This window comes from Micromonospora sp. R77 (assembly GCF_022747945.1).
Lineage (GTDB): Bacteria > Actinomycetota > Actinomycetes > Mycobacteriales > Micromonosporaceae > Micromonospora.
In genome coordinates, this window is sequence record NZ_JALDST010000001.1 from 1,145,932 (window position 1) to 1,164,850 (window position 18,919).

The 18,919-nt window shown below is 74.1% G+C and carries 17 protein-coding genes and 2 pseudogenes; 6 read left to right on the forward strand and 13 right to left on the reverse strand.

Annotated features, from left to right (window positions below; genetic code table 11):
- Positions 1-85 precede the first annotated feature (85 nt).
- Positions 86-247, forward strand: coding sequence for a hypothetical protein (locus tag MRQ36_RS05050; RefSeq protein WP_242793237.1), 162 nt, complete (start codon positions 86-88; stop codon positions 245-247).
- Positions 248-478: 231 nt separating this feature from the next.
- On the opposite strand, the gene MRQ36_RS05055 is transcribed toward MRQ36_RS05050, so the two are convergent.
- From MRQ36_RS05055 to MRQ36_RS05075, 5 genes are read right to left on the reverse strand one after another with little or no spacing between them, the layout of a single operon-like run.
- Positions 479-1,201 carry an FAD:protein FMN transferase gene (locus MRQ36_RS05055; RefSeq protein WP_242793239.1) on the reverse strand — a complete coding sequence of 241 codons (723 nt, stop codon included), beginning with the start codon at positions 1,199-1,201 and terminating at the stop codon, positions 479-481.
- 58 nt (positions 1,202-1,259) lie between these two features.
- Positions 1,260-1,844 (reverse strand): FMN-binding protein, encoded by a 585-nt coding sequence (locus MRQ36_RS05060; protein ID WP_242793241.1) that lies wholly within the window; start codon positions 1,842-1,844, stop codon positions 1,260-1,262.
- A gap of 17 nt (positions 1,845-1,861) precedes the next feature.
- Positions 1,862-3,280 (reverse strand): ferric reductase-like transmembrane domain-containing protein, encoded by a 1,419-nt coding sequence (locus MRQ36_RS05065; RefSeq protein WP_242793242.1) that lies wholly within the window; start codon positions 3,278-3,280, stop codon positions 1,862-1,864.
- Positions 3,277-4,656 (reverse strand): DUF1501 domain-containing protein, encoded by a 1,380-nt coding sequence (locus MRQ36_RS05070; RefSeq protein ID WP_242793243.1) that lies wholly within the window; start codon positions 4,654-4,656, stop codon positions 3,277-3,279. Before MRQ36_RS05070 ends, MRQ36_RS05065 begins: the two co-directional genes overlap by 4 nt.
- Positions 4,657-4,664: 8 nt before the next feature.
- The gene (locus MRQ36_RS05075; protein ID WP_242793244.1) at positions 4,665-6,707 is read right to left on the reverse strand and encodes a DUF1800 domain-containing protein; all 2,043 of its coding nucleotides are present in this window, start codon (positions 6,705-6,707) and stop codon (positions 4,665-4,667) included.
- A gap of 463 nt (positions 6,708-7,170) precedes the next feature.
- On the opposite strand from MRQ36_RS05075, the gene MRQ36_RS05080 reads away from it, so the two are divergent.
- A complete protein-coding gene (locus MRQ36_RS05080; protein WP_242793245.1) occupies positions 7,171-7,428 on the forward strand; it encodes a DUF3040 domain-containing protein in 258 nt (85 codons plus the stop codon).
- Here the strand turns inward: MRQ36_RS05080 and MRQ36_RS05085 are convergent.
- Together MRQ36_RS05085 and MRQ36_RS05090 are read right to left on the reverse strand one after the other, a co-directional pair.
- Positions 7,423-8,312, reverse strand: a pseudogene (locus MRQ36_RS05085) (SWIM zinc finger family protein). The gene MRQ36_RS05080 and the pseudogene MRQ36_RS05085 overlap by 6 nt on opposite strands.
- Positions 8,309-11,399: pseudogene (locus MRQ36_RS05090) on the reverse strand (SNF2-related protein). Before MRQ36_RS05090 ends, MRQ36_RS05085 begins: the two co-directional pseudogenes overlap by 4 nt.
- A 62-nt stretch (positions 11,400-11,461) precedes the next feature.
- Between MRQ36_RS05090 and MRQ36_RS05095 the strand changes: the two are divergent.
- Positions 11,462-11,932: a hypothetical protein gene (locus tag MRQ36_RS05095; protein WP_242793246.1), complete on the forward strand. Its 471-nt coding sequence runs from the start codon at positions 11,462-11,464 to the stop codon at positions 11,930-11,932.
- A complete protein-coding gene (locus MRQ36_RS05100) occupies positions 11,905-12,333 on the forward strand; it encodes a PfkB family carbohydrate kinase (protein WP_242793249.1) in 429 nt (142 codons plus the stop codon). Before MRQ36_RS05095 ends, MRQ36_RS05100 begins: the two co-directional genes overlap by 28 nt.
- An 18-nt stretch (positions 12,334-12,351) precedes the next feature.
- Here the strand turns inward: MRQ36_RS05100 and MRQ36_RS05105 are convergent, their stop codons facing one another.
- Positions 12,352-12,873, reverse strand: coding sequence for a DinB family protein (locus MRQ36_RS05105; RefSeq protein ID WP_242793251.1), 522 nt, complete (start codon positions 12,871-12,873; stop codon positions 12,352-12,354).
- 82 nt (positions 12,874-12,955) lie between these two features.
- On the opposite strand from MRQ36_RS05105, the gene MRQ36_RS05110 reads away from it, so the two are divergent.
- Positions 12,956-13,162 (forward strand): hypothetical protein, encoded by a 207-nt coding sequence (locus tag MRQ36_RS05110; protein ID WP_242793253.1) that lies wholly within the window; start codon positions 12,956-12,958, stop codon positions 13,160-13,162.
- Positions 13,163-13,168: 6 nt separating this feature from the next.
- On the opposite strand, the gene MRQ36_RS05115 is transcribed toward MRQ36_RS05110, so the two are convergent.
- Positions 13,169-14,311: a polysaccharide pyruvyl transferase family protein gene (locus tag MRQ36_RS05115; RefSeq protein WP_242793255.1), complete on the reverse strand. Its 1,143-nt coding sequence runs from the start codon at positions 14,309-14,311 to the stop codon at positions 13,169-13,171.
- Positions 14,312-14,378: 67 nt separating this feature from the next.
- Positions 14,379-14,957 carry a TetR/AcrR family transcriptional regulator gene (locus MRQ36_RS05120; protein WP_242793257.1) on the reverse strand — a complete coding sequence of 193 codons (579 nt, stop codon included), beginning with the start codon at positions 14,955-14,957 and terminating at the stop codon, positions 14,379-14,381.
- 91 nt (positions 14,958-15,048) lie between these two features.
- On the opposite strand from MRQ36_RS05120, the gene MRQ36_RS05125 reads away from it, so the two are divergent.
- Positions 15,049-15,618 carry a dihydrofolate reductase family protein gene (locus MRQ36_RS05125; RefSeq protein ID WP_242793259.1) on the forward strand — a complete coding sequence of 190 codons (570 nt, stop codon included), beginning with the start codon at positions 15,049-15,051 and terminating at the stop codon, positions 15,616-15,618.
- Positions 15,619-15,657: 39 nt separating this feature from the next.
- On the opposite strand, the gene MRQ36_RS05130 is transcribed toward MRQ36_RS05125, so the two are convergent.
- The 3 genes from MRQ36_RS05130 to MRQ36_RS05140 form a co-directional block, all read right to left on the reverse strand.
- Positions 15,658-16,443 carry an alpha/beta fold hydrolase gene (locus MRQ36_RS05130; RefSeq protein ID WP_242793261.1) on the reverse strand — a complete coding sequence of 262 codons (786 nt, stop codon included), beginning with the start codon at positions 16,441-16,443 and terminating at the stop codon, positions 15,658-15,660.
- 65 nt (positions 16,444-16,508) lie between these two features.
- Complete coding sequence (locus tag MRQ36_RS05135) at positions 16,509-16,991, reverse strand: GNAT family N-acetyltransferase (protein ID WP_242793263.1); 483 nt, start codon at positions 16,989-16,991, stop codon at positions 16,509-16,511.
- Positions 16,992-17,210: 219 nt separating this feature from the next.
- Positions 17,211-18,698: an NCS2 family permease gene (locus MRQ36_RS05140; RefSeq protein ID WP_242793266.1), complete on the reverse strand. Its 1,488-nt coding sequence runs from the start codon at positions 18,696-18,698 to the stop codon at positions 17,211-17,213.
- Positions 18,699-18,919 lie beyond the last annotated feature (221 nt).

Genomic DNA, 18,919 nt, shown 5'->3' on the forward strand with positions numbered 1-18,919 from the left:
ACGACGGCAGTACGACAGCGACCCCGGCGGTGCCGCCCTCGTTGAACCGGTGACGGCGCGATCGGCGCCCGGAGCGGGGGTAGAGATGTCCAGAGACGACGCGGCACGGCACACCGACGGCACCGAACCACCCCGGCACCACCGCCGGCCCCGGCGCTGGGCCGGCACCCGTCCGTTCGGCGCCCGCCCCGGCCGCCCCCGACCCCCGTTCTCCCGCCCCGCCAACACCTACCGCCCCCCACGCTGACCCCTTGCCCCTTCCCCCTTCCGCGCCGGCCCGGCGCCCGCACCGCGCCGGTGATCATGGACGTGGCGGCACTCAGGGAGATCCACACCGCCGCCAACCCCATGATCAACTCGGCGGGGGCCGGGTGGGGTGGGGCCGGTGGTGGGGTGATTCATCTTTGCCATCAAGTTCGTAGCGAGCCCACGAGGGGCCCGCTGACCTCCGCGCCGCTCCCGGCGAGCCGGGTGCGGGTCAGTCCGTGACCGGCAGGTCGCGGGAGGACAGGAGCCGGGCATCGTCGGTGACCACGGCGTGCCGGTGGCCGGGGAGGCGGTCCAGCCAGCCGATGCCCGCCGCACCCATCGCGACGGCGGCGGTGGCGTACGCGTCGGCCACGCCCAGGTCCGCGCCGACCACGGTGACCGAGCGCAGGCCCTCGGCCGGTACGCCCCGGCGGGGATCCACCACGTGGTGGCCGCGCTCGTAGACGCCGGAGGTGGCGACCGCCAGGTCGGTGCCGGTGAGCACCAGACAGGTGGCCGCCGGGTCCCAGGGGTGCCGGACGCCGATCCGCCACGGCTCACCGGTCGCGGACCGGCCGCGTACCCGGACGTCACCGCCGGCGTTCAGGCAGTGGTTGACCGCCCCGGCCGCGCAGAGCCGGTCCGAGGCGACCTGCGCCGACCAGCCCTTGACGTAGCCCGACGGGTCGAACCGGCCGGTGGCGTACGCGTCGAAGAAGCCGTCGGTGGCGGCCCAGAGGTCGGCGCAGCGCTCCACCACCGTACGCAGGTCGGCGGAGGCGTCGGCGAGCCGCAGCTCACCCCGGTCGAAGCGGCACACCTCGCTGTCGTCCCGATAGGTGCTGAACCGCGCGTCGACCTCGTGCAGCCAGGCGAAGGTGTCGTCGGCCAACTCCCGCAGCGTGGCGGCGGGCAGGTCGTCGGCCAGGTCGAGGCTGATCGCCGTACCCATGACGGGCTCGACCCGGCGCAGGCCGGGACGGGCGGACGGACCCGGCTCGCCCACCCGGTCAGGCCTTGTCGATCGCGGCCTGGAGCGACTGCTTGTAGGCGGTGCTGGTGTAGGTGGCCCCGGAGACGGTGTTCAGGTTGGCGCTCTGCTTCGCCACCACCTCGCCGGAGCTGCCGCTGTAGCGGGCCTGCACGTCGTCGCTGCGCAGCCCGGACTGGCCGCCGAGCGGCATGCCGATGGCCGTCGCGTCCACGATCCGGGTGCCGGCGAGGGTGATCCGGACGGAGAGCGAGCCGTACTTGTAGCTCACCGTCGGGCCGGTCACCGTGCGGGTGGCGGGCTTCGGTGCGCTGGTGGTGGCCCTCGGTGCGGCCGTCGTCGCCCGGGTGGTGGTCCGCGAGCCCGGGGTCCGGCTCGCGGAGGGGCGGGTCGACGCGGTCGGGCGGGGCGCGGCGGCGGACCGGGTCGCCCCCGGGGTGGGGGTGAGCCCCGGCGTGGGCGGCAGCGCTCCCCCGGGCACCGCCGGCGCCTGGGCGGCGGGGCGGTCCTGGGCGACCTGGCTGGCCCCGGGCGAGCCCTTGAGCACCACCAGGGCGGTGGTGCTGGCGGCCAGGCCGGTGATCGCGAGGACGGCGCGACGCATGCGCAGCAGTGCCTTTCCTAGAGCTCGAAGGTGGCGAGGTGGATCTGCCGGCGGGGCACGCCGGTGCGGCGCAGCGCCCGGACCGCCTCGTCGACCAGGCCGGCCGGTCCGCACAGGTAGACGTCGCGGCGGGTCACGTCGGGCACCAGCCGGCGCAGCCCTTCGGGGCTCATCACCTGGCGGGGCCCGGGATCGTTGCGGGAGCCGATCACGTACCAGACGGAGGTCTGCCGGGCCTGCGCCAGCCAGTCCAGCTCCTGGTGCATGAGCACGTCGGCCGGGTTCCGGGCGCGGTAGATCAGGGCCGCGCCCGGCGGCAGCTCCTCCAGCATCGCCCGCAGCGGGGCGATACCGCTGCCGCCGGCGATCAGCAGCGCGCGCTCCCGGGTGCGGTGCGCGGCGGTGAACGTGCCGGAGGGGCCCTCCGCCCAGACCCGGGTGCCGGGCCGCAGGTCACGCAGGTCGGCGGTGTGCGTGCCGACCACCTTGACGGTCAGCCGCAGCCAGCGGCCGTTGGCGGCGGCGGAGAGCGAGAACGGGTGCGACTGCCACCAGCCGCCGACATTCAGGAAGCGCCACCGGAAGTACTGCCCGCCCAGCATGTCGATCTGGTTGAGCCGCCGGCCGGTCAGGTAGATCGAGATGGTGTCCGGGCTCTCCGCCACCACGTCGGCGACCTGGAGCCGGTGCCGCAGGTTGAAGTGCAGCGGCGCGAGCACCCGCCCCCAGACCAGCGCGGCCAGCACCAGCAGGTAGCCGGCGATCCAGCCGGTGCGGACCGGCCCGGGCTCGAAGAGCTGGGCGCCGTTGCTGAACTGGTGGCCGAAGCCGAGCAGCAGGGCGGCATAGCTGGTCAGGTGCAGGTGGTACCAGAGCTCGTAGGGCAGCACGGTGCGGATCGCCCGGATGCCGGTGAGCCCGACCACCAGCATGATGCCGGCGGCGACGAACGCGGAGACCATGTCCTCGTAGTTGCCGAGCAGCGAGCCGACCTCGCCGAACAGGGACTTGCGCTCCAGCCCGGCATAGCCGACCACGATCAGCGACAGGTGGGCGAGCACCGCGACGAGCAGGGTGGCGCCGAGGTCACGGTGCAGCCGGGAGAGGCGTTCCCCGCCGACCCAGCGTTCCAGCGCGCCGACCCGGCTCATCATCAGCACCTGCACCAGCAGCAGGTAGCCGGCGACCAGGCCGGTGATCCGGCCGGCGGCGGTGAGCAGGTCGGTGGTGCCGCTCAGCGAGCCGGCCGGGGTGTCGAGCCACCAGGGCAGCACCGCGGCCACCAAGCCGAGCCAGAACAGGGCGGCGAGGGCCCGCCGGCCGCCGGGCCCGCGCCGGGGCAGACCCGGCGGGGGTACGGGGGCAGCCGAACGGCCGCCGTACGGGGAGGTCGTCCCGGTACGACGGCCGGTGGCCGTGATGTCCTGGTACGTCACGCGTACAGCTTCATCGGGGTGTACTTCTGTCGCGGGAACACCTTGTCCACCTCCGCGGTCGTCAGGCCGAACCGCCCCTGAGCGACGGACCCGTAGACGTTGAACATGTTGTTGTACTCAGGTACGTCGCCCGAGTCCAGATCGTTCAACCCGTTCCACGTCCCGAGCAGGGACCCGGCGAGCTTACGCCCGGACAGGATGCTGACCACCCCACCGTGCCCGTGGTCGGTGCCGCCCCGGTTGGAGGCGACCCGGCGACCGAACTCGCTGGTCACCATGACCGTCACGTCCGCGGACCGGTCACCGAGGTCGGTGAAGAACGCGGCCAGCGCGGTGGCCAGCTCGTTGAGCTTGCGCCACAGGTTCCCGCCGTCCTGGGTGCCCTGGTTCTCGTGGGTGTCGTAGCCGCCCATGCCGACCGTGGCGACCCGGACGTTCGCGCCGCCCTTGATGAGCTGGGCGAGCTGCTGGAAGGCGGAGCCGACGCCCTCGTACTTCACCCCGGCCACCGCCTGGTACGGCTTCGCGGCGAGCTTCTGCGCGGTGGCCAGCGCGCCCATCCCCTCCAGGACCGCCTCCTCGACCGGGTGGTTGATCCCGGTGAAGAGCCCCCGGATCGCCTTCTCGGTGGCGGCCCGGTACTTGTCGTCGCCGTTGAGCCGCAGCTCACCGACGTTGTTCAGGGAGATCGCGCCGTTCACGCCGACCAGCGAGCGGGGCAGCGTGCTGCCGATGCCGACACTGCGGAAGGCGGTGCCCTTGCCGAGGGTGTCCACCAGGCTGTCCAGCCAGCCCCGGCCGCCGGTCTCGCCGGGCAGGCCGCCCAGGTTGCAGGCATCCGCGGCCTGGAAGTGGCTGCGGGACAGCCGCGGGTCGGAGACCGCCGGGACGAAGCCCAGCTGGCCGGCCTTGAGCCACTTCTCCAGCGGGGCGAAGGCGCTGGTCAGCTTGAAGCCGCGGCCCAGGGCCAGCGAGTCGTTGCCGAGCAGCAGGTCGGGGCGGCTCTTGGCCAGCACCGGGTCGCCGTCCGGGGCGACCAGGCTCAGCCCGTCCAGCCCGCCGTAGAGGAAGACGTGGATCAGGGTGCCGGTCTTGGTCGCCGCGAAGGAGGCCGAGGTGGTGACGAACTGGGCGGTGGCCAGCGCGGTGGCGGTCGCCGCCGCGCCGGCGACGAAGGTACGCCGGGTGACGCCCCGCCCGTCCTGCTGGGCCTCCTCCAGCTCCTCCAGCCGGCGGTAGCGGTCCGCCTCGGCGGCGTTCTCCGCCGCCACCAGGTCGGCCTCCGCGCGCAGCAGCGCCTCGGCCGGGTTGTCGGCCAGTCGCCGCAGGTCCGGGCATTCGGGGTGCAGGGGGTACGAGTACACAGGATTCTCCATCGAATGCCTCACCGGAGGTGGTGCTGGGGGGAAGCGAGGATCGTCCGCGCGACGGCGGCGATGGCCCCGTTGAAGGTGGCGTCGACCTTGGTGGTCGCTGAGACCCCGGCGACGCCCAGGACCAGCGCCTTCTCCTTGGCGCTGAGCTTCTGGTGCACCAGCCGAACCGCCAGCGCGTCCACGTACGCCCCGGCGGTGGCCGGCGGCCGGGCCACCAGCTTCTCCGGCTTGGGATAGGTGAACTGCTTGCGCCAGCCGCCGAGCAGGTCGCCGGCCTCGTTCCAGCCGTCGACCATGGTGCCGGCCGAGGTCCAGGCGACGTAGACGTCGGCGTAGCCGTCCGGGGTGGGCTTGCCCATCGGGTACTGGCCCAGCTCGCGCATCTTGTCCTGGATCTGCCGCAGCCCCTGCTGGTAGGGGGTGCGCCGGTCGTCGCCGGTGAACCCGGCCGACGCCTCCGGCGCCACCCCGAGGGCCCGGTACGTGGCGACCAGGTACTCCATCGGCCGGCGTACCTTCTGCCCCACTGCGGCCCAGAACTCCGACGAGCTGAACAGCGTGATCAGCAGCGGCTTGATCAGACCCTTGTTCGCCGCGTACGTCTTGGCCAGCCGGTCCACCAGTGACTTCGGCGGGGTGTCCGAGACGAACCGGGTGGCGAGGCTGCGGGCCACGTACTGGGCGGTCGACGGGTGCAGCGCGATGTAGGCGATGTACCGGTCGATCGTCGCGTCGGCGACCTTCGGGTCGGCCGAGTTGTTCGGGTGGCTGAAGCCGAGGATCTTCACCTTGCCGAGGTAGTGCCGCTCGGGGAAGAACATGTACTTCCCGTCGGCGACGCCGCGGCCGGTCTGGAGCATCGCGGCCTGCCGGACGTCCTTCTCGGTGTAGCCGCCGTCGACGCCGACCGAGTAGAGCTCCAGGTTCTCCCGGGCCAGGTTCTCGTTCACCGCGTCCTTGCGGGAGTCCACCTGGTTCAGATAGAGCAGCAGCGCCGGGTGCTTGTTCGCGGCGACCAGCATCTCCGGGTAGCTGCCGAGCGCGTGCTTGCGGATGACGTCCCGGTCGAACGAGTTGCGGTAGACCTCGCCGCCGTCGAAGTCGGCGGCGACGTGCAGGAAGTCGTTCCAGAAGTCGACCATCACCTCGAACAGCTGCCGGTCCGACCAGATCTGCCGGGCGATCGTGGCGTCGACCGTCTCCTTCTCCGGCTGGACACCGCGCTCGTTGAGCTGGTCCCGCTGGTCGCGCAGCTGCTGCGGGGTGAGCTTGAGGCTGGGCAGCTCGGCGAGCTTCAGCTCGGCCTTGGTCGGCGCGATCTTCTCCGGGTCGAGCTGCCAGCGCAGCCACGCGTCGATGCCGAGCCGCTTGATGTCGGCCAGCACCTTGGGCGTCGGACCGAAGGTGGCCCGGCTGGCCAGGTGCCGGATCGGGTCCTTGGCGAGCACCGTCTTGACGGTCACCTGGGTCTCCGCCGCCGCGGCGGCCGGGCCGGAGAAGATCCGCCCGCCGGTCGGCGAGTTCTTCTTCAGCGCCGCACCGGCCCGGGAGCCCATGTAGCTCTCGTTCTGCTCGGTGTAGGTGCGTACCGTGCTGGGCTGCTGGCCGCTGGGTCGGGCCGCGGTGCCGTCGGTGACCGTGGTGCCGGTGGCGTCACCGGTCACCGGGGCGTCGGCGAAGAGGCCACGCACCTGGGGGGTCATCGCCAGGGCGGCGCCACCGGCGACCACCGCGGCGGTGCCACCGAGCGCGGCGAGGGCCCGCCGCCGGCCGACCCGTCGGCCCGGCTCGTCGTCGTCCAGGTTGGGCAGCCCGGGGCCGGACTGCGGGTAACCGGGCTGCGGGTAGCCGGCCTGCTGCGGCTGCCCCTGCCGGCCGAAGCCGTCCGGACCCACCCACTGTGGACCCTGCGCGGGGAGCGTGCCGGTGTTGCCGGCGTACCCGCCGTGGCCCGCCTCGGTGCCGTACGGCGCGTCGGCGGTGAGGTGCTGGCGTCCGTCCCAGCCGCGGCCGGGCCGCGGTCGACGTGGTGGCACATTCTGGTCGGCCATGTACCAATCCCGTTTTCTTCGAGCGCCGACCCGGCTGCGACCGGGGGAAGGGCCAGCAGCGGCGGCGACTGTTGCGGAGGAGTTGTTACGGGAAAGTAGCCATGGGCCGGACGGGTCTCAAGGCGCGCCGACGACGCCCGCGAGGGCACTTAAGACGGTGCTCAGGGCCGGTCCCCGGTGACTGGTCCGCCCCGGTCCGGTCCCCGACGTCCGGAGCAGGGACGACGCGGCGTCGCACGGCCGGGGCGTAACGTTTGGGGGCGATGCGGCGCTGGCGCGGCCGTTCATTGCCACAGGGAAACTTAAGGCGGGGATAAGCCTGCCCTGTGCCCGCCCGGGCGGAAGATCCGATCCGCCCCGCCGGCCCCCGGCACCGCGAAAGTAGCACCAGCAGGAGCGCGTGACCGCCCCCCGTTGCGGGTATGCCGCCGAACCGCTGAAGCCGTGAGGGGAAGGCACCGCCATGCTCAGCAAAGAGGATCAGCGCAGGTTCGAGCAGATCACCCGTCAGCTGCGGGAGAGCGACCCGCAGTTCTTCGCCCGGCTCGACCAGCGCGCCCGGGCCCGTCGTGGCCGCTACCTGATGCTGTTGACCATCGTGCTGTGGGCCTCGCTGCCGGCGATGACCGTGCTGGCCGGCCGGCTGGCCGGTGCCGTCTGCGCCGTGGTGCTGGTGGCCAACGCCGGACTCATGTGGCGGTTCCGGCGGCGCTGGCTATGACCCGTCCGGCTCGGACGGGCCGAACTCCCGGTATGCCCGGCGCAGCCGCTCGACCAGGCCGGGACCGCCGATGGCCGCCCCCGGCGGGGCGAGCTGGCGCAACAGCAGCTCCGCACCGGTGGCCAGGGTCGGCGGCCGGTCGGGCAGCGGCACCGGGGCAGCCAGAACCGGTCCACCGCGTCGGCCGGGTCGGGCGCGGGCAGCGCGCCGAGCGCCCGGGCCGCGCCGGCCGCCGGGAGCTCCGGCGTGGACGGTGCCGGCCCGACGACGGCCGGCCGGTCGTCCGACGCCTCGGGGGTGCGCAGCGTACGCAGCCGGTCCAGCAGTTCGGCCCGGCTGCGGCCCCGCCAGTGCAGCAACCGGAACGGGTCGGCGTCGAACGCCTCGGCGAGCAGGTAGAAGCTGGCCGCCAGGTGCTTGCACGGGACCGCGAAGTCGGGGCAGGAGCAGTCCTGCGTCAGCTCGGCCACGCCGGCCGGGAAGAGCGGGGCACCGGCGTGGGCGAACACCTGCTCCAGCTCGGGCGGGAGGTCACCGGCGAGCAGCCGGGCGCTGAAGAACGCCTGGCCGGCCAGTTCCGCCTCGATCCGGTCCCAGACCTCGGGCGGGAACGCCGGCAACCCGATCCGCACCCGGTACGGCTCGGGCCGGGAGCCCTGCACCGCCGCGGTGACCAGCCCCGGCGTCACCTCCAGCCGCAGCACCTGGCCCCGGCGCGCGTACGCCCGGCCCCGGGTGAGCCGGGTGCCCAGCGCGAACGACTCCAGCACCTCCAGGAACCGCCGCGACCACCACGACCGGCCGATCGCGCCCCGGGTGCTGCGCGCCTTCAGCCCGCCCTCGACGCGGCGGGGCGGGCCGTACTCCGCGAAGGGGCTGCTCACTCCACCACCGCCCCGGACTCCAGCGCGAACAGCTCCCGCAGCGCCCCGGTGGACAGCTCGGTGACCCACTGCTCGCCGCTGCCCACCACCCGGGACGCCAGGCTGCGCTTGTCGGCGATCATCGCGGCCACCTTCTCCTCGACGGTGCCCGCGCAGACGAACTTGCGGACCTGCACCCGCCGGCGCTGGCCGATCCGGAACGCCCGGTCGGTGGCCTGGTCCTCGACGGCCGGGTTCCACCACCGGTCCACGTGCACCACGTGGTTGGCGGCGGTGAGGGTGAGCCCGGTACCGCCGGCCTTGAGCGACAGGACGAAGAGCGGCGGGCCGTCCGGGGACTGGAACCGGGTCACCATGGCGTCCCGGTCGGCCTTGCCCACCCCGCCGTGCAGATAGAGCACCTCCCGGCCGACCCGGGCCGACAGGTGCCCGCGCAGCATCCCGCCGAACTCGGCGTACTGGGTGAAGAGCAGGGCCTTCTCGCCCGCGGCGAGCACCTCGTCGACGATCTCCTCCAGCCGTTCCAGCTTGCCGGACCGGCCGGGCAGCGCCGAGCCGTCGCGCAGCAGCTGCGCCGGGTGGTTGCAGACCTGCTTGAGCCGGGTCATGGTGGCCAGCACCAGCCCCCGGCGCTCGATCCCGTCACTGGACTCGATCCTGGCCATCATGTCGTCGACCACGGCCCGGTAGAGGGCGGCCTGCTCGGCGGTGAGGTTGCACAGCACCTCCATCTCCAGCTTCTCCGGCAGGTCGGAGATGATCGACGCGTCGGTCTTGAGCCGGCGCAGCACGAACGGCCCGGTGATCCGGCGCAGCCGCGCGGCCACCTCCTCGTCGCCGTGCCGCTCGATCGGCTCGGCGTAGGCCTTCCGGAAGGCGGCGGCCGGGCCGAGCAGCCCCGGGTTGGCGAACTGCATGATCGACCAGAGGTCGGCGAGCCGGTTCTCCACCGGCGTACCGGTGACCGCGACCCGGTGCCGCGCGGGCAGCGACCGGACCGCCTCGGCCTGCCGGGTGGAGGCGTTCTTGATCGCCTGGGCCTCGTCCACCACCACCCGGTGCCAGTCGATCCCGGCCAGCGCGACGGCGTCGCGGGCGGCCACCGAATAGGTGGTGAGGACCAGGTCCGCGGCGTGCACGGCCGCCGCGAACTCCGCGCCGCGCGCCCGCTCGGCCCCGTGGTGCACGTGTACGCGCAACCCGGGGGCGAACTTCGCCGCCTCCCGCTGCCAGTTGCCGACCAGCGACATCGGGCAGACCAGCAGGGTCGGTCCCGCCTCGGGCGGGTCCCCGGCGAGCAGGGCCAGCAGCTGCACCGTCTTGCCCAGCCCCATGTCGTCGGCGAGCACGCCGCCCAGCCCGAGCGACTGGAGGAACGCCAGCCACGCCAGCCCCCGCCGCTGGTACGGCCGCAGCGTCCCGTGGAACCCCGGCGGCGGGTCGGCCGGGGTGAGCCGCCGTTCCGCCTCCCCGGCGAGCAGCTCACCGAGCGCCCCGTCGGCGGTCACCTCCAGCACCGGCAGCTCGTCCGGCCGGTCGCCGCCGGCCAGCCCCAGCCGGAGCAGGTCGGCCACGGTGAACTCGCCGGCCGAGCGGAGCAGCCGCAGGCCGGCGGCGAGCCGCTTCGGGTCCAGCTCGACCCAGCGCCCGCGCAGCCGGACCAGCGGGGACTTCACCTCGGCCAGGGCGGCCAGTTCCTCGGCGGTCAGCGGCTGGTCGCCGAGGGCCACCTCCCAGCGGTAGTCGACCAGGGCGTCCAGGCCGAGCGCGCTCGTGGCGGCGACGGTCCCCGGCGCGGTCCGGCTGCGCGCCCGCAGCCGCGCCCCCAGCCGCGACGAGGGACGCCGCCACCAGGACGGCAGCAGCACCCCGAAACCGGCCGCGTGCAGCACCGGCGCGCCCTCGCGGAGGAACCGGTGCGCCCCCTCCGGGTCCAGCTCCATCCCCTCCGGCGTGGCGGTACGCAGCGCGTCGTCCAGCTCCGGCCAGAGCCGGCTGGCCCGGCCCAGCTCGGCCAGCAGGGTCTCCTGCGGGGCGTCCACCGCGAGCGCGTCCAGCGTGCCGGGGGCCCGCCACACCTGGGCCGCGTCGACCAGCAGCCCCGGTTCGTCGGCCGGGTGCAGGCCGAACTCCACCCGCCACCGGCCGCCCGGTGCCACCACGGCGGTGGGATCGGCGGGCACCACCAGCAACGGCTCGTCGATCTCGTCGGGATCCGGCTCGACCAGCCGGAAGCCGGCCCGTACAGGCGCCACCGACGGCGTCCCGCTGCCACTGTTCCAGCTCGGTACGCAGCACCTCCAGCGCGGCCGGGTCGGTGGCGAACTCGCGCCGCTCACCGGTCAGCGCCCCCAGCCAGGCCGGCACCGCACCGCCCGGTCGCATTCCCCGGGTCAGGACGGTCCCGCCGAGCGCGGCCCGGGCGGCGGCGTCGGTCAGCGCGTCCAGCGCGTCGGCGACCAGCGGGCCGGGCCCGTCCACCTCGGGCGCGTCGCGCGGGGTAGCCGCGCGGGCGGCCGGGGGCAGGGCGACGGCGAGAGCGCGGGCCCAGCCGGCGTCCGTGCCGGTCAGCAGGGGCCGCCAGACGGCCCGCGCGGTCACCTTCCCGGCCAGCCGGCGACGGCGGGATCGGCGACGGCCGGCAGGAGGCGGCCCCGGCCGACCAGGTCGGCGGCGAAGTCGGCGATCCCGGCCAGGTGGCGCAGGGTGGCCCCGGGCACGGCGGGCGGTCGTCGAGGGCCCGGAGCAGGGCGAGCGCGGCGTCCGGGGCGTACACCAGGGTGGGGACGCGCCAACCGGCGAGGGTGACCGGGCCGCGCACCGAGTTCCGCGACGGCGGTCCGGACCAGCTCCGGTGAGTCCAGCGGCGAGCCGGCCCGGGTGGGCAGGGTGAGCGGGACGGTGGTCGCCTCGGCCGGCAGGTCGCCGACGACGGCGGCCAGGGTGGCGTGGTCGGCGGCGAACGGGTGGGGGCGCTCGCGCGGGCGCGCGGCCGGGCCGGCGCGGCGCCCGGGACGGCAGCGCGCTCTCCTCGGCCCAGACGGCGAGCCCGACACCGGACAGCCACACCCCGTGGATGACCAGCACACGCTCCCCCTCGTCGACGCCCGCCCCAGGATAGGCGGCGTCGGCGGGCTACCGTCGGCGCCATGTTCGATCTTCTCGTGCTCGGCGGGCTCGGCGTGGACATCCGCGCCCAGGTGCCCGGGCTCCCGCTGCCGGCCGTCGACTCGCTCCCCGTCCCCCCGATCGACCTGCGGATCGGCAACACCGGTGCCGGGGTGGCCCTGGCGGCGCACGCGCTGGGGCTGCGGGTGGCGCTGGTCGACGTGCTGGGCGCCGATCCGGCCGGTGCCGTGGTGCGGACGGCGCTGGCCCGGACGTCGGTGCACGCGGTGCTGGTCGACGCCCCGGCGGGCACCCGACGCTCGGTGAACCTGGTCGACCCGGACGGGCGGCGGATGTCGCTGTACGACCCGCGCCCCTGGCAGGGCCGGCGCCGTTCCCGGCGGCCGAGCTGGCCGCGCTGGTCGGGGAGGCGGCCCACGTCCATGTCTCGATCATGGACTGGGCGCGCGACGTCCTGCCGCAGGTGCGCGCCGCGCTCCCCGCCGGGGTGACCCTCTCCACCGACCTGCACGACTGGGACGGCGACAACCCCTATCACCGGCCCTTCGCCGAGGCCGCCGACCTGGTCTTCGTCAGCGGCGTACGGCTCGGCGACCGGGCCGCCGCGCTCGCCGCCGGGCTGGCGCCGCGCACCGTGCTGGTGACCGGCGGCGAGGCCGGTGCCGTCCTGTACGCCCCGGACGCCCCGTCGCTGGCGGTGCCCGCCGCCGTCCCGCCCGCCCCGGTGCGGGACACCAACGGCGCGGGGGACGCCTTCGTCGCCGGGGTGGTGGCCGCCCGTCGGCGCGGCGACGCGCTGCCCGACGCGGTCGGCTACGCCGCGCGGGTCGCCGCCGCCGCGATCACCCACGACGGCATGGAGTATCCGCCCGGCCTGCTGCCCCGGCCGTGAGCCGGCGCCGGGCACCCGTCAGATCGCCCCGGTCTCGCCGTCGGTGAGCTCGCGGAGGATGTCGGCGTGCCCGGCGTGCCGGGCGGTCTCCTCGATCATGTGGACCAGCACCCAGCGCAGCGACACCTCACCGAGCAGCGGGTGCGGCACCACGTGGTCGAGGTCGAACCGGGCCGCCACCTCCCGCGACCGCACGCAGGCGGCCTCGTACGCCGTGGCCAGCCCGTCGACCGTCTCCCCCTCGTCGAGGGTGAAGCCGCCCGTGCTGCCCTCCTCGGCGGTGACGTGGACCTCGCCCGGTCCGGGCGTGAAGAGCCGGGGGAACCAGTTGCCCTCCACCAGGGTCAGGTGTTTGAGCAGGCCGGCGAGGGTGGTCAGGGACGGCACCAGGCGGCGGCTCGCGTCGGCGTGCGCCAGCCCCCGCACCTTCCGCAGCACGATGCCCCGGTGGAAGTCGAGGAACGACTCCAGGACCGCTCGCTCGTCGCCCGTGCGGGCGCGGACCGGGCCGAGGGTGGGATCGATCTTGATGTCCGCCATCGGACCACCGTAACCACGGCGGCGGCCCGCCGCTGCCCCGCTATCCGCTGCGCACCCGCCGGACCCGGGGCAGGATGGGCGCATGGCATCCACGGCACAGATTCCCCTGGTGGGCGGCGAGGCCGACGGTGAGACCGTCACCGTCGAGCTGGACAGCAACGGCCGTCCGCCGCTGACCCACCACCACCTCGGCGAGCAGGGGCTGGCCGAGGCGCAGATCTACGAGCTGGAGTCCGACGACGGGCGCGGCCAGCCGTGGATCTACACCTGGCGGGGCCCGGCGGTCTGAGCGGGCTCACGCCGGGGACATGACCCGCGAGCGGATGCTCTCCAGCACGCCCCGGGTCACCTGCGAGGTGCCCCGGGCCTGCTCGCAGACCTCGGCCACCCGCCGGGCGGTGGCCTCCGCCCGCGACTCCCGCTCGTCCCACAGCCGGTCCACCTCGGCCAGCAGCGGGCCCTCCACCTCCCGCTCCACGCCACGCAGCGCCGGCACGCCGAGCCGCTGGGCCAGGTCGAAGACCTTCCCGGCGTACGGCAGCGGCAGGAACGGCGTGCCCTGCATGGCGGCGAAGATCAGGAAGTGCAGTCGCATGCCGACCGCCAGGTCGAAGTGCCGCATCAGCCCCAGCACCTGCCGGGGCGAATAGTCGCCGTGCAGGATCCGCCCCCGCTCGGCGGCGACCATGTGCGACATCACGCCGTGCGAGTGCCGGATGTCGTCGCGTTCCATCGGCACGAAGAGCACGTACGCGTCGATCCGGTGCACCAGGAAGTCGCTGATCTGGGCGAGCAGCCGGTGGTAGCCGTCCACGTCGAGGCGCTCGGCGGCCCGGCCCGGTTCCCGGACGCTCAGCCCGACCAGCCGCGTGCCGGCCGGCACGCCCTCCTCCCGCAGCCAGCTCTCCGGGAAGTCCTCGGGCTCCAACAGGAACGCCGGGTCGGCGGTGACGGTGATCGGGTTCACCAGCCCGGCCTCCTCCAGCACCATCCGGGACTCCTGGTCCCGGACGGTGACCTCGGTGGCCTCGGCGAGGGTCTCCCGCACCATGCCGCTGTCCACGCCGTCGCTGAGCGGCCCCACCCCCACCGCGTACGTCAGCAGGGGCAGCCCGCGCTCCTGCGCGACCCGGACCACCCGCAGGTAACGCCGCGCCTCCCGGTCGTAGAGGATGCCCCCTCCGCCGAGGATCAGCAGGTCCAGTTCCGCCAGCACCACCGACGAGTCGGCCCGGCTGACGCCCTCCCAGGGCACCGCCTCCACGTCCGGGTGGGCCAGCGCGGTGTGCGCGGGGTTCCGGGAGAAGACGATGATCCGGGCCCTCGGCTCCTGCTGCCGCAGGTCGGCGAGGAGACCGCTGAGGATCGCCTCGTCGCCCAGGTTGCGACCGCCGTACGAGCCGAGCACCCCGATGGTCAGTCCGGCGCCGTCCCTCATCCGTGCTCCTCCCGGGTCGCCTCCGCCGCGGTTTCCCGCTGGACCGGTGGACATACCTGGGCCCGGGTCAGCCGCTGGCCGTACCGACCAGTCGGGACACCAGGGCGGAGACCACCTGGTCGGGGTCGAACCCGGCGTCGACGGAGGTGGTGAGCAGGTCCAGCAGCAGGCCGTCGACGGCGTAGTGCAGCAGGGCGACCTCGAAGGCGCCGCCGGGCAGCCCGGCCGCGACGTGGAAGGCGACGTCGTCGGCGTATCCCCGGCGGAGCACGTCGCCGAGGGCCCGGCGCAGCTCGGGCCGGCGGGACCCTTCCAGCCGCAGCTCGAACAGCGCCCGGGTGAGGTCGGGCTCCCGGGTGGTCCGCTCGACGATGTCCCGCAGGTAGTCGGTGACCAGCGCCAACGACGGCTGGCGCGCGCCCAGCCGGGCCAGCACCGCCGGGTCCGGCGCCAGTCGGTCGAAGATCCGTTCGGCGAGGCCGGCGAGCAGCGCGGCCCGGGACGGGAAGTAGTTGGAGGCCGTGCCGGTCGGCAGGCCCGCCTCCGCGTCGACGGCGCGGTGGGTCAGCCCGCGCGCGCCGGCGGCGGCGAGCACCCGCAGCCCGGCGTCGGCGAGCAGGGTACGTCGTTCCGGGTTCCTGGCCACCCGAACACCCTAGCAATAACCACGACAGGTGTTGTAGATTGTCCCTCGACCACGACAGCCGTCGTGGTTACTCCCGGACATCGGAGCAGGTTTGCGCAAGCTCGTCTACTTCGTCGCCAGCACCCTCGACGGCTTCATCGCCGCCCCCGACGGGTCGTTCGACTTCTTCCCGCTGGCGCCGGACCCCCACCTGGTCGCCGAATGGCCCCAGACCCTCCCCACCGCCGCCCATCGGCACCTCGGCCTCGACGCGCCGCAGGGCCGGTTCGACACCGTCCTGATGGGACGCGGCACCTACGAGCCGGCCCTCGCGATCGGCGTCACCAGCCCCTACGCCCACCTCAAGCAGTACGTCTTCTCCCGTTCCCTGCCGCCGTCGGACGACCCCGGCGTCGAGATCGTCGCCGGCGACCCGACCGCCCTGGTACGCGAGCTGAAGCAGCGACCCGGTGCGGACATCTGGCTCTGCGGCGGTGGCGAGCTCGCCGGCCAACTCCTGCCCGAGGTGGACGAGCTGGTGGTCAAGCTGAACCCGATCGTCGCCGGCAGCGGCATCCCGCTCGTCACCCGGGGCTTCGACCCGCACCGCCTCGCCCTGGTCGACTCCCGGCCCCTGGCCAACGGGGTCCTGCTCCTGAGCTACGCCGCGGCCGGGCGGTGACCGGTCTGCCCGGCGGTGCGGACGGCACCGCTGGACCGGTCACCCGGGCGGCCGGACCTGGTGGGTGAGGAACGGCAGGACGGCCGCGGGCAGCGCCGGCGAGCCGACGACGTCGTAATGGGTCAGTCCCGGCAGGACGGCCAGCCGTGCGGTCGGCCGGTCGGTGCCGTCCCGGTGCCCGGCGCGGAGCAGCTCGAAGAACTCCGCCATGTGGCCGACGGGGATGGAGTCGGCGTCGGCGAAGACCAGCATCGTCGGCACGGTCAGGGCGGCGACCTGCGCCGACCAGTCGTAGTCGCGGCGCAGCAGCTCACCGGTCTTCGCCCAGAGCCGGGGCCAGTCCTGCGGGCGCGGCGCGACCCGGGTGTACAGCTCGTACGGCGGGGTGCCCCGCATCCGCTCGGCGGCCCGTTCGTCCTGGGCCGCCATCGCGGCCAGCACCTCCGGATACCAGCCGCCCCGCCGGCAGGGGGTGGAGACCAGCACCAGCCGGCGCAGCAGCTCCGGATGCCGGATCGCGGTACGCAGCGCGACGCCACCGCCCAGCGAGTAGCCCAGCAGGTCCACCTCGGGCAGGCCCAGGTGCCGCAGCAGGGCGGCGACGTCCTCGGCCATCGACTCGTAGCGCAGCGGCCGGTCCACGTCGGCGGTCCGGCCGTGCCCCTGCAGGTCGAGCGCGACGACCTGCCGCCGGGCGGTCAGCGCGGGCAGGACCGGGGCGAACATCTCCGTCGACCCGTAGCCGCCGTGCAGCAGCACCAGCGGGCGGCCCGCGCCGTGCACCTCGTACCAGAGGCGTAGGCCGTTGACGTTCGCGTAGCTCATGTCCGTACAACGGCGCAGCGGGTGCGTTCGTGGCCGGACGACCACGAACGCACCCGGCGGCGGGGCTAGCCGGCCACGTACCGGTACAGCGTCCCCTCGTCCGAGGTCACGCTGCCGTCCCGGCGCAGGCCGGCCTTCTCCAGCACCCGGACGGACGGCGCGTTGGCCGGGTCCACGGTGGCGAACACCTCCGTCACCCCGGGCAGGGTGCGGGCGTACCCGACGAGAGCGCGGACGGCCTCGGTGGTGTAGCCCCGACAGCGCCGGGACGGCACGACGCCGTAGCCGAACTCGACCGACCCGTCGGTGGTCGGCAACTTCAGCCCGATGGCGCCCACCGTCAGGCCGGTCTCCCGTTCGATCATCAGGAAGTGTCCGTGGGGCGTCTCGGGGTGCCGGCTGATCAGCCCGGCGATCATGCGGTCGCCCTCGGCGGGATAGTCGGCCGCCCAGTGCGGGCGGCGCTCACCGGCGACGACGGCGGCAGCCTCCTCCGTCGGCCAGTGCCGCAGGACGAGACGGTCGGTGGTCAGGTCAGGAAAGGACAACGCGATCTCCAAGGTCGTGGAGCGACCCGGGTCGCGTCAGTCAGCGTGCGCGACCCGGAAAAGGGCATGGCAGGAGAAGCTCATGGCGATCCATGGCCTCACTCCCCTGCGCCCACGACGGTCGCGTGTCCGCGCCTCGGCACTCTAACCCATGATCCGGATATGCCGCGCCCCCGCCGCCTCGGGCCGACGAGGCGTGCGGGGGCGCGGCGGAGCCGGTCAGCTGACGCCGGTGACGGCCTTGACCAGGTTGATGCCGAAGTAGACGACGAAGGCCACGGCGACCGCCCACATCAGCGGGTGGATCTGCCGGGCCTTGCCCTGCGCCACCCGGATCGCCACCCAGCTGACGAAGCCGGCGCCGATGCCGTTGGTGATCGAGTAGGTGAACGGCATGAGCGTCATGGTGAGGAACGCCGGGACCGCCACGCCCACGTCGGTGAAGTCGATGTCCTTCACCTGGCGGATCATCAGCGCGCCCACGACCACCAGCGCCGGGCCGGCGGCCTCGCTGGGCACCAGCGACACCAGCGGGGTGAGTAGCAGCGCGCCGAGGAAGAGCAGACCGGTCACCACGCTGGTCAGGCCGGTACGCCCACCGTCCGCGATGCCCGACGACGACTCGACGTACGTGGTGGCCGAGGAGGCGCTGCCGGCACCACCGGCGACCGCGGCGACGCCGTCGACGAAGAGCACCTTGCCCAGCCGGGGCATGTCGGTGCCGTCCTCGGTGGCCAGGCCGGCCTGCTTGGCCAGCCCGACGGTCGTCCCCATCACGTCGAAGAAGTCGGCGAGGACCAGGGTGAACACCAGCAGCAGCGCGGTCATCACGCCGACGTGCGCGAACGCGCTGAACGACACGTTGCCCAGCAGGTGCAGGTCGGGCGCCTTCACCAGCGGGTCCGGCAGGGTCGGCACGTTGAGCTGCCAGCCGGTCGGGTTGGGCTTGCCGTCCACGAACGCCGGGCCGGGCTTGGCCAGTGCGTTGACGATCACGGCGACCACGGTGGTGGCGACGATGCCGATGAGGATGCCGGCCTTCACCTTGCGGGCCACCAGGATGCCGGTGACCAGCAGGCCGACCAGGAACACGACGGTGGTCCAGCCGCGCAGGGTGCCGTCGGCACCGAGCTGCACGGGGACGGTCGTACCGGCGGCATCCGGCACCCGGCGGACCAGGCCGCCGTCGACGAAGCCGATCAGCGCGATGAACAGGCCGATACCGGCGGCGATGGCGGCCTTGAGCTCGGCGGGGATGGCGCGGAAGACGGCCTTCCGGAAGCCGGTGAGCACCAGCACGGTGATGATCAGACCCTCGATCACCACCAGGCCCATCGCCTCGGCCCAGCTCATCTGGGACGCGACGGCGTACGCGACGAACGCGTTGAGGCCGAGTCCGGTCGCGACGGCGAACGGCACCCGGCCGACGACGCCCATCATGATCGTCATCACGGCGGCGACCAGGGCGGTCACCCCGGCGACGGGCGCGATGCCGAGCAGCTTGCCGTCGGCGTCGGGGGCGGTGCCGATGATGAGCGGGTTGAGCACGACGATGTACGCCATCGTGGCGAAGGTGGTGAGGCCGGCGAGGACCTCTCGCCGGACGGTCGAGCCCCGCCGGGTGATCTCGAAGTAGCGGTCGAGGCGACCGCGCTCGGGTTCCGCCGGGTCGACCGGGGCAGCAGGATCCTGCGTAGTCACGCTCATGGCGTGGCTCACTCCGTTCCGGGTTGGCCCGGCCGGCGTGCCGGTCGGGCGAAGGGGGTGCAGCCGTCCCGGGGCGGTTGGCCCGGAGAACGCCGGTCCGGCTGGGCTCCGCGGATCCCGCGAAGCACTACGAAGCCGCACCCCGGTCGGGGAGCGACTTCGCGCCACCACCTTACCGTCGGGTAAGGACCGCTGGTCCGCCGCTGTGCACCCGGCTCGCA

Coding starts and splice junctions, on each gene's coding strand:
- MRQ36_RS05050 (WP_242793237.1), top strand. CDS start 86: ATGTCCAGAGACGACGCGGCACGGCACACCGACGGCACCGAACCACCC.
- MRQ36_RS05055 (WP_242793239.1), bottom strand. CDS start 1,201: ATGGGTACGGCGATCAGCCTCGACCTGGCCGACGACCTGCCCGCCGCC.
- MRQ36_RS05060 (WP_242793241.1), bottom strand. CDS start 1,844: ATGCGTCGCGCCGTCCTCGCGATCACCGGCCTGGCCGCCAGCACCACC.
- MRQ36_RS05070 (WP_242793243.1), bottom strand. CDS start 4,656: ATGGAGAATCCTGTGTACTCGTACCCCCTGCACCCCGAATGCCCGGAC.
- MRQ36_RS05075 (WP_242793244.1), bottom strand. CDS start 6,707: ATGGCCGACCAGAATGTGCCACCACGTCGACCGCGGCCCGGCCGCGGC.
- MRQ36_RS05080 (WP_242793245.1), top strand. CDS start 7,171: ATGCTCAGCAAAGAGGATCAGCGCAGGTTCGAGCAGATCACCCGTCAG.
- MRQ36_RS05095 (WP_242793246.1), top strand. CDS start 11,462: ATGTTCGATCTTCTCGTGCTCGGCGGGCTCGGCGTGGACATCCGCGCC.
- MRQ36_RS05105 (WP_242793251.1), bottom strand. CDS start 12,873: ATGGCGGACATCAAGATCGATCCCACCCTCGGCCCGGTCCGCGCCCGC.
- MRQ36_RS05110 (WP_242793253.1), top strand. CDS start 12,956: ATGGCATCCACGGCACAGATTCCCCTGGTGGGCGGCGAGGCCGACGGT.
- MRQ36_RS05115 (WP_242793255.1), bottom strand. CDS start 14,311: ATGAGGGACGGCGCCGGACTGACCATCGGGGTGCTCGGCTCGTACGGC.
- MRQ36_RS05130 (WP_242793261.1), bottom strand. CDS start 16,443: ATGAGCTACGCGAACGTCAACGGCCTACGCCTCTGGTACGAGGTGCAC.
- MRQ36_RS05140 (WP_242793266.1), bottom strand. CDS start 18,698: ATGAGCGTGACTACGCAGGATCCTGCTGCCCCGGTCGACCCGGCGGAA.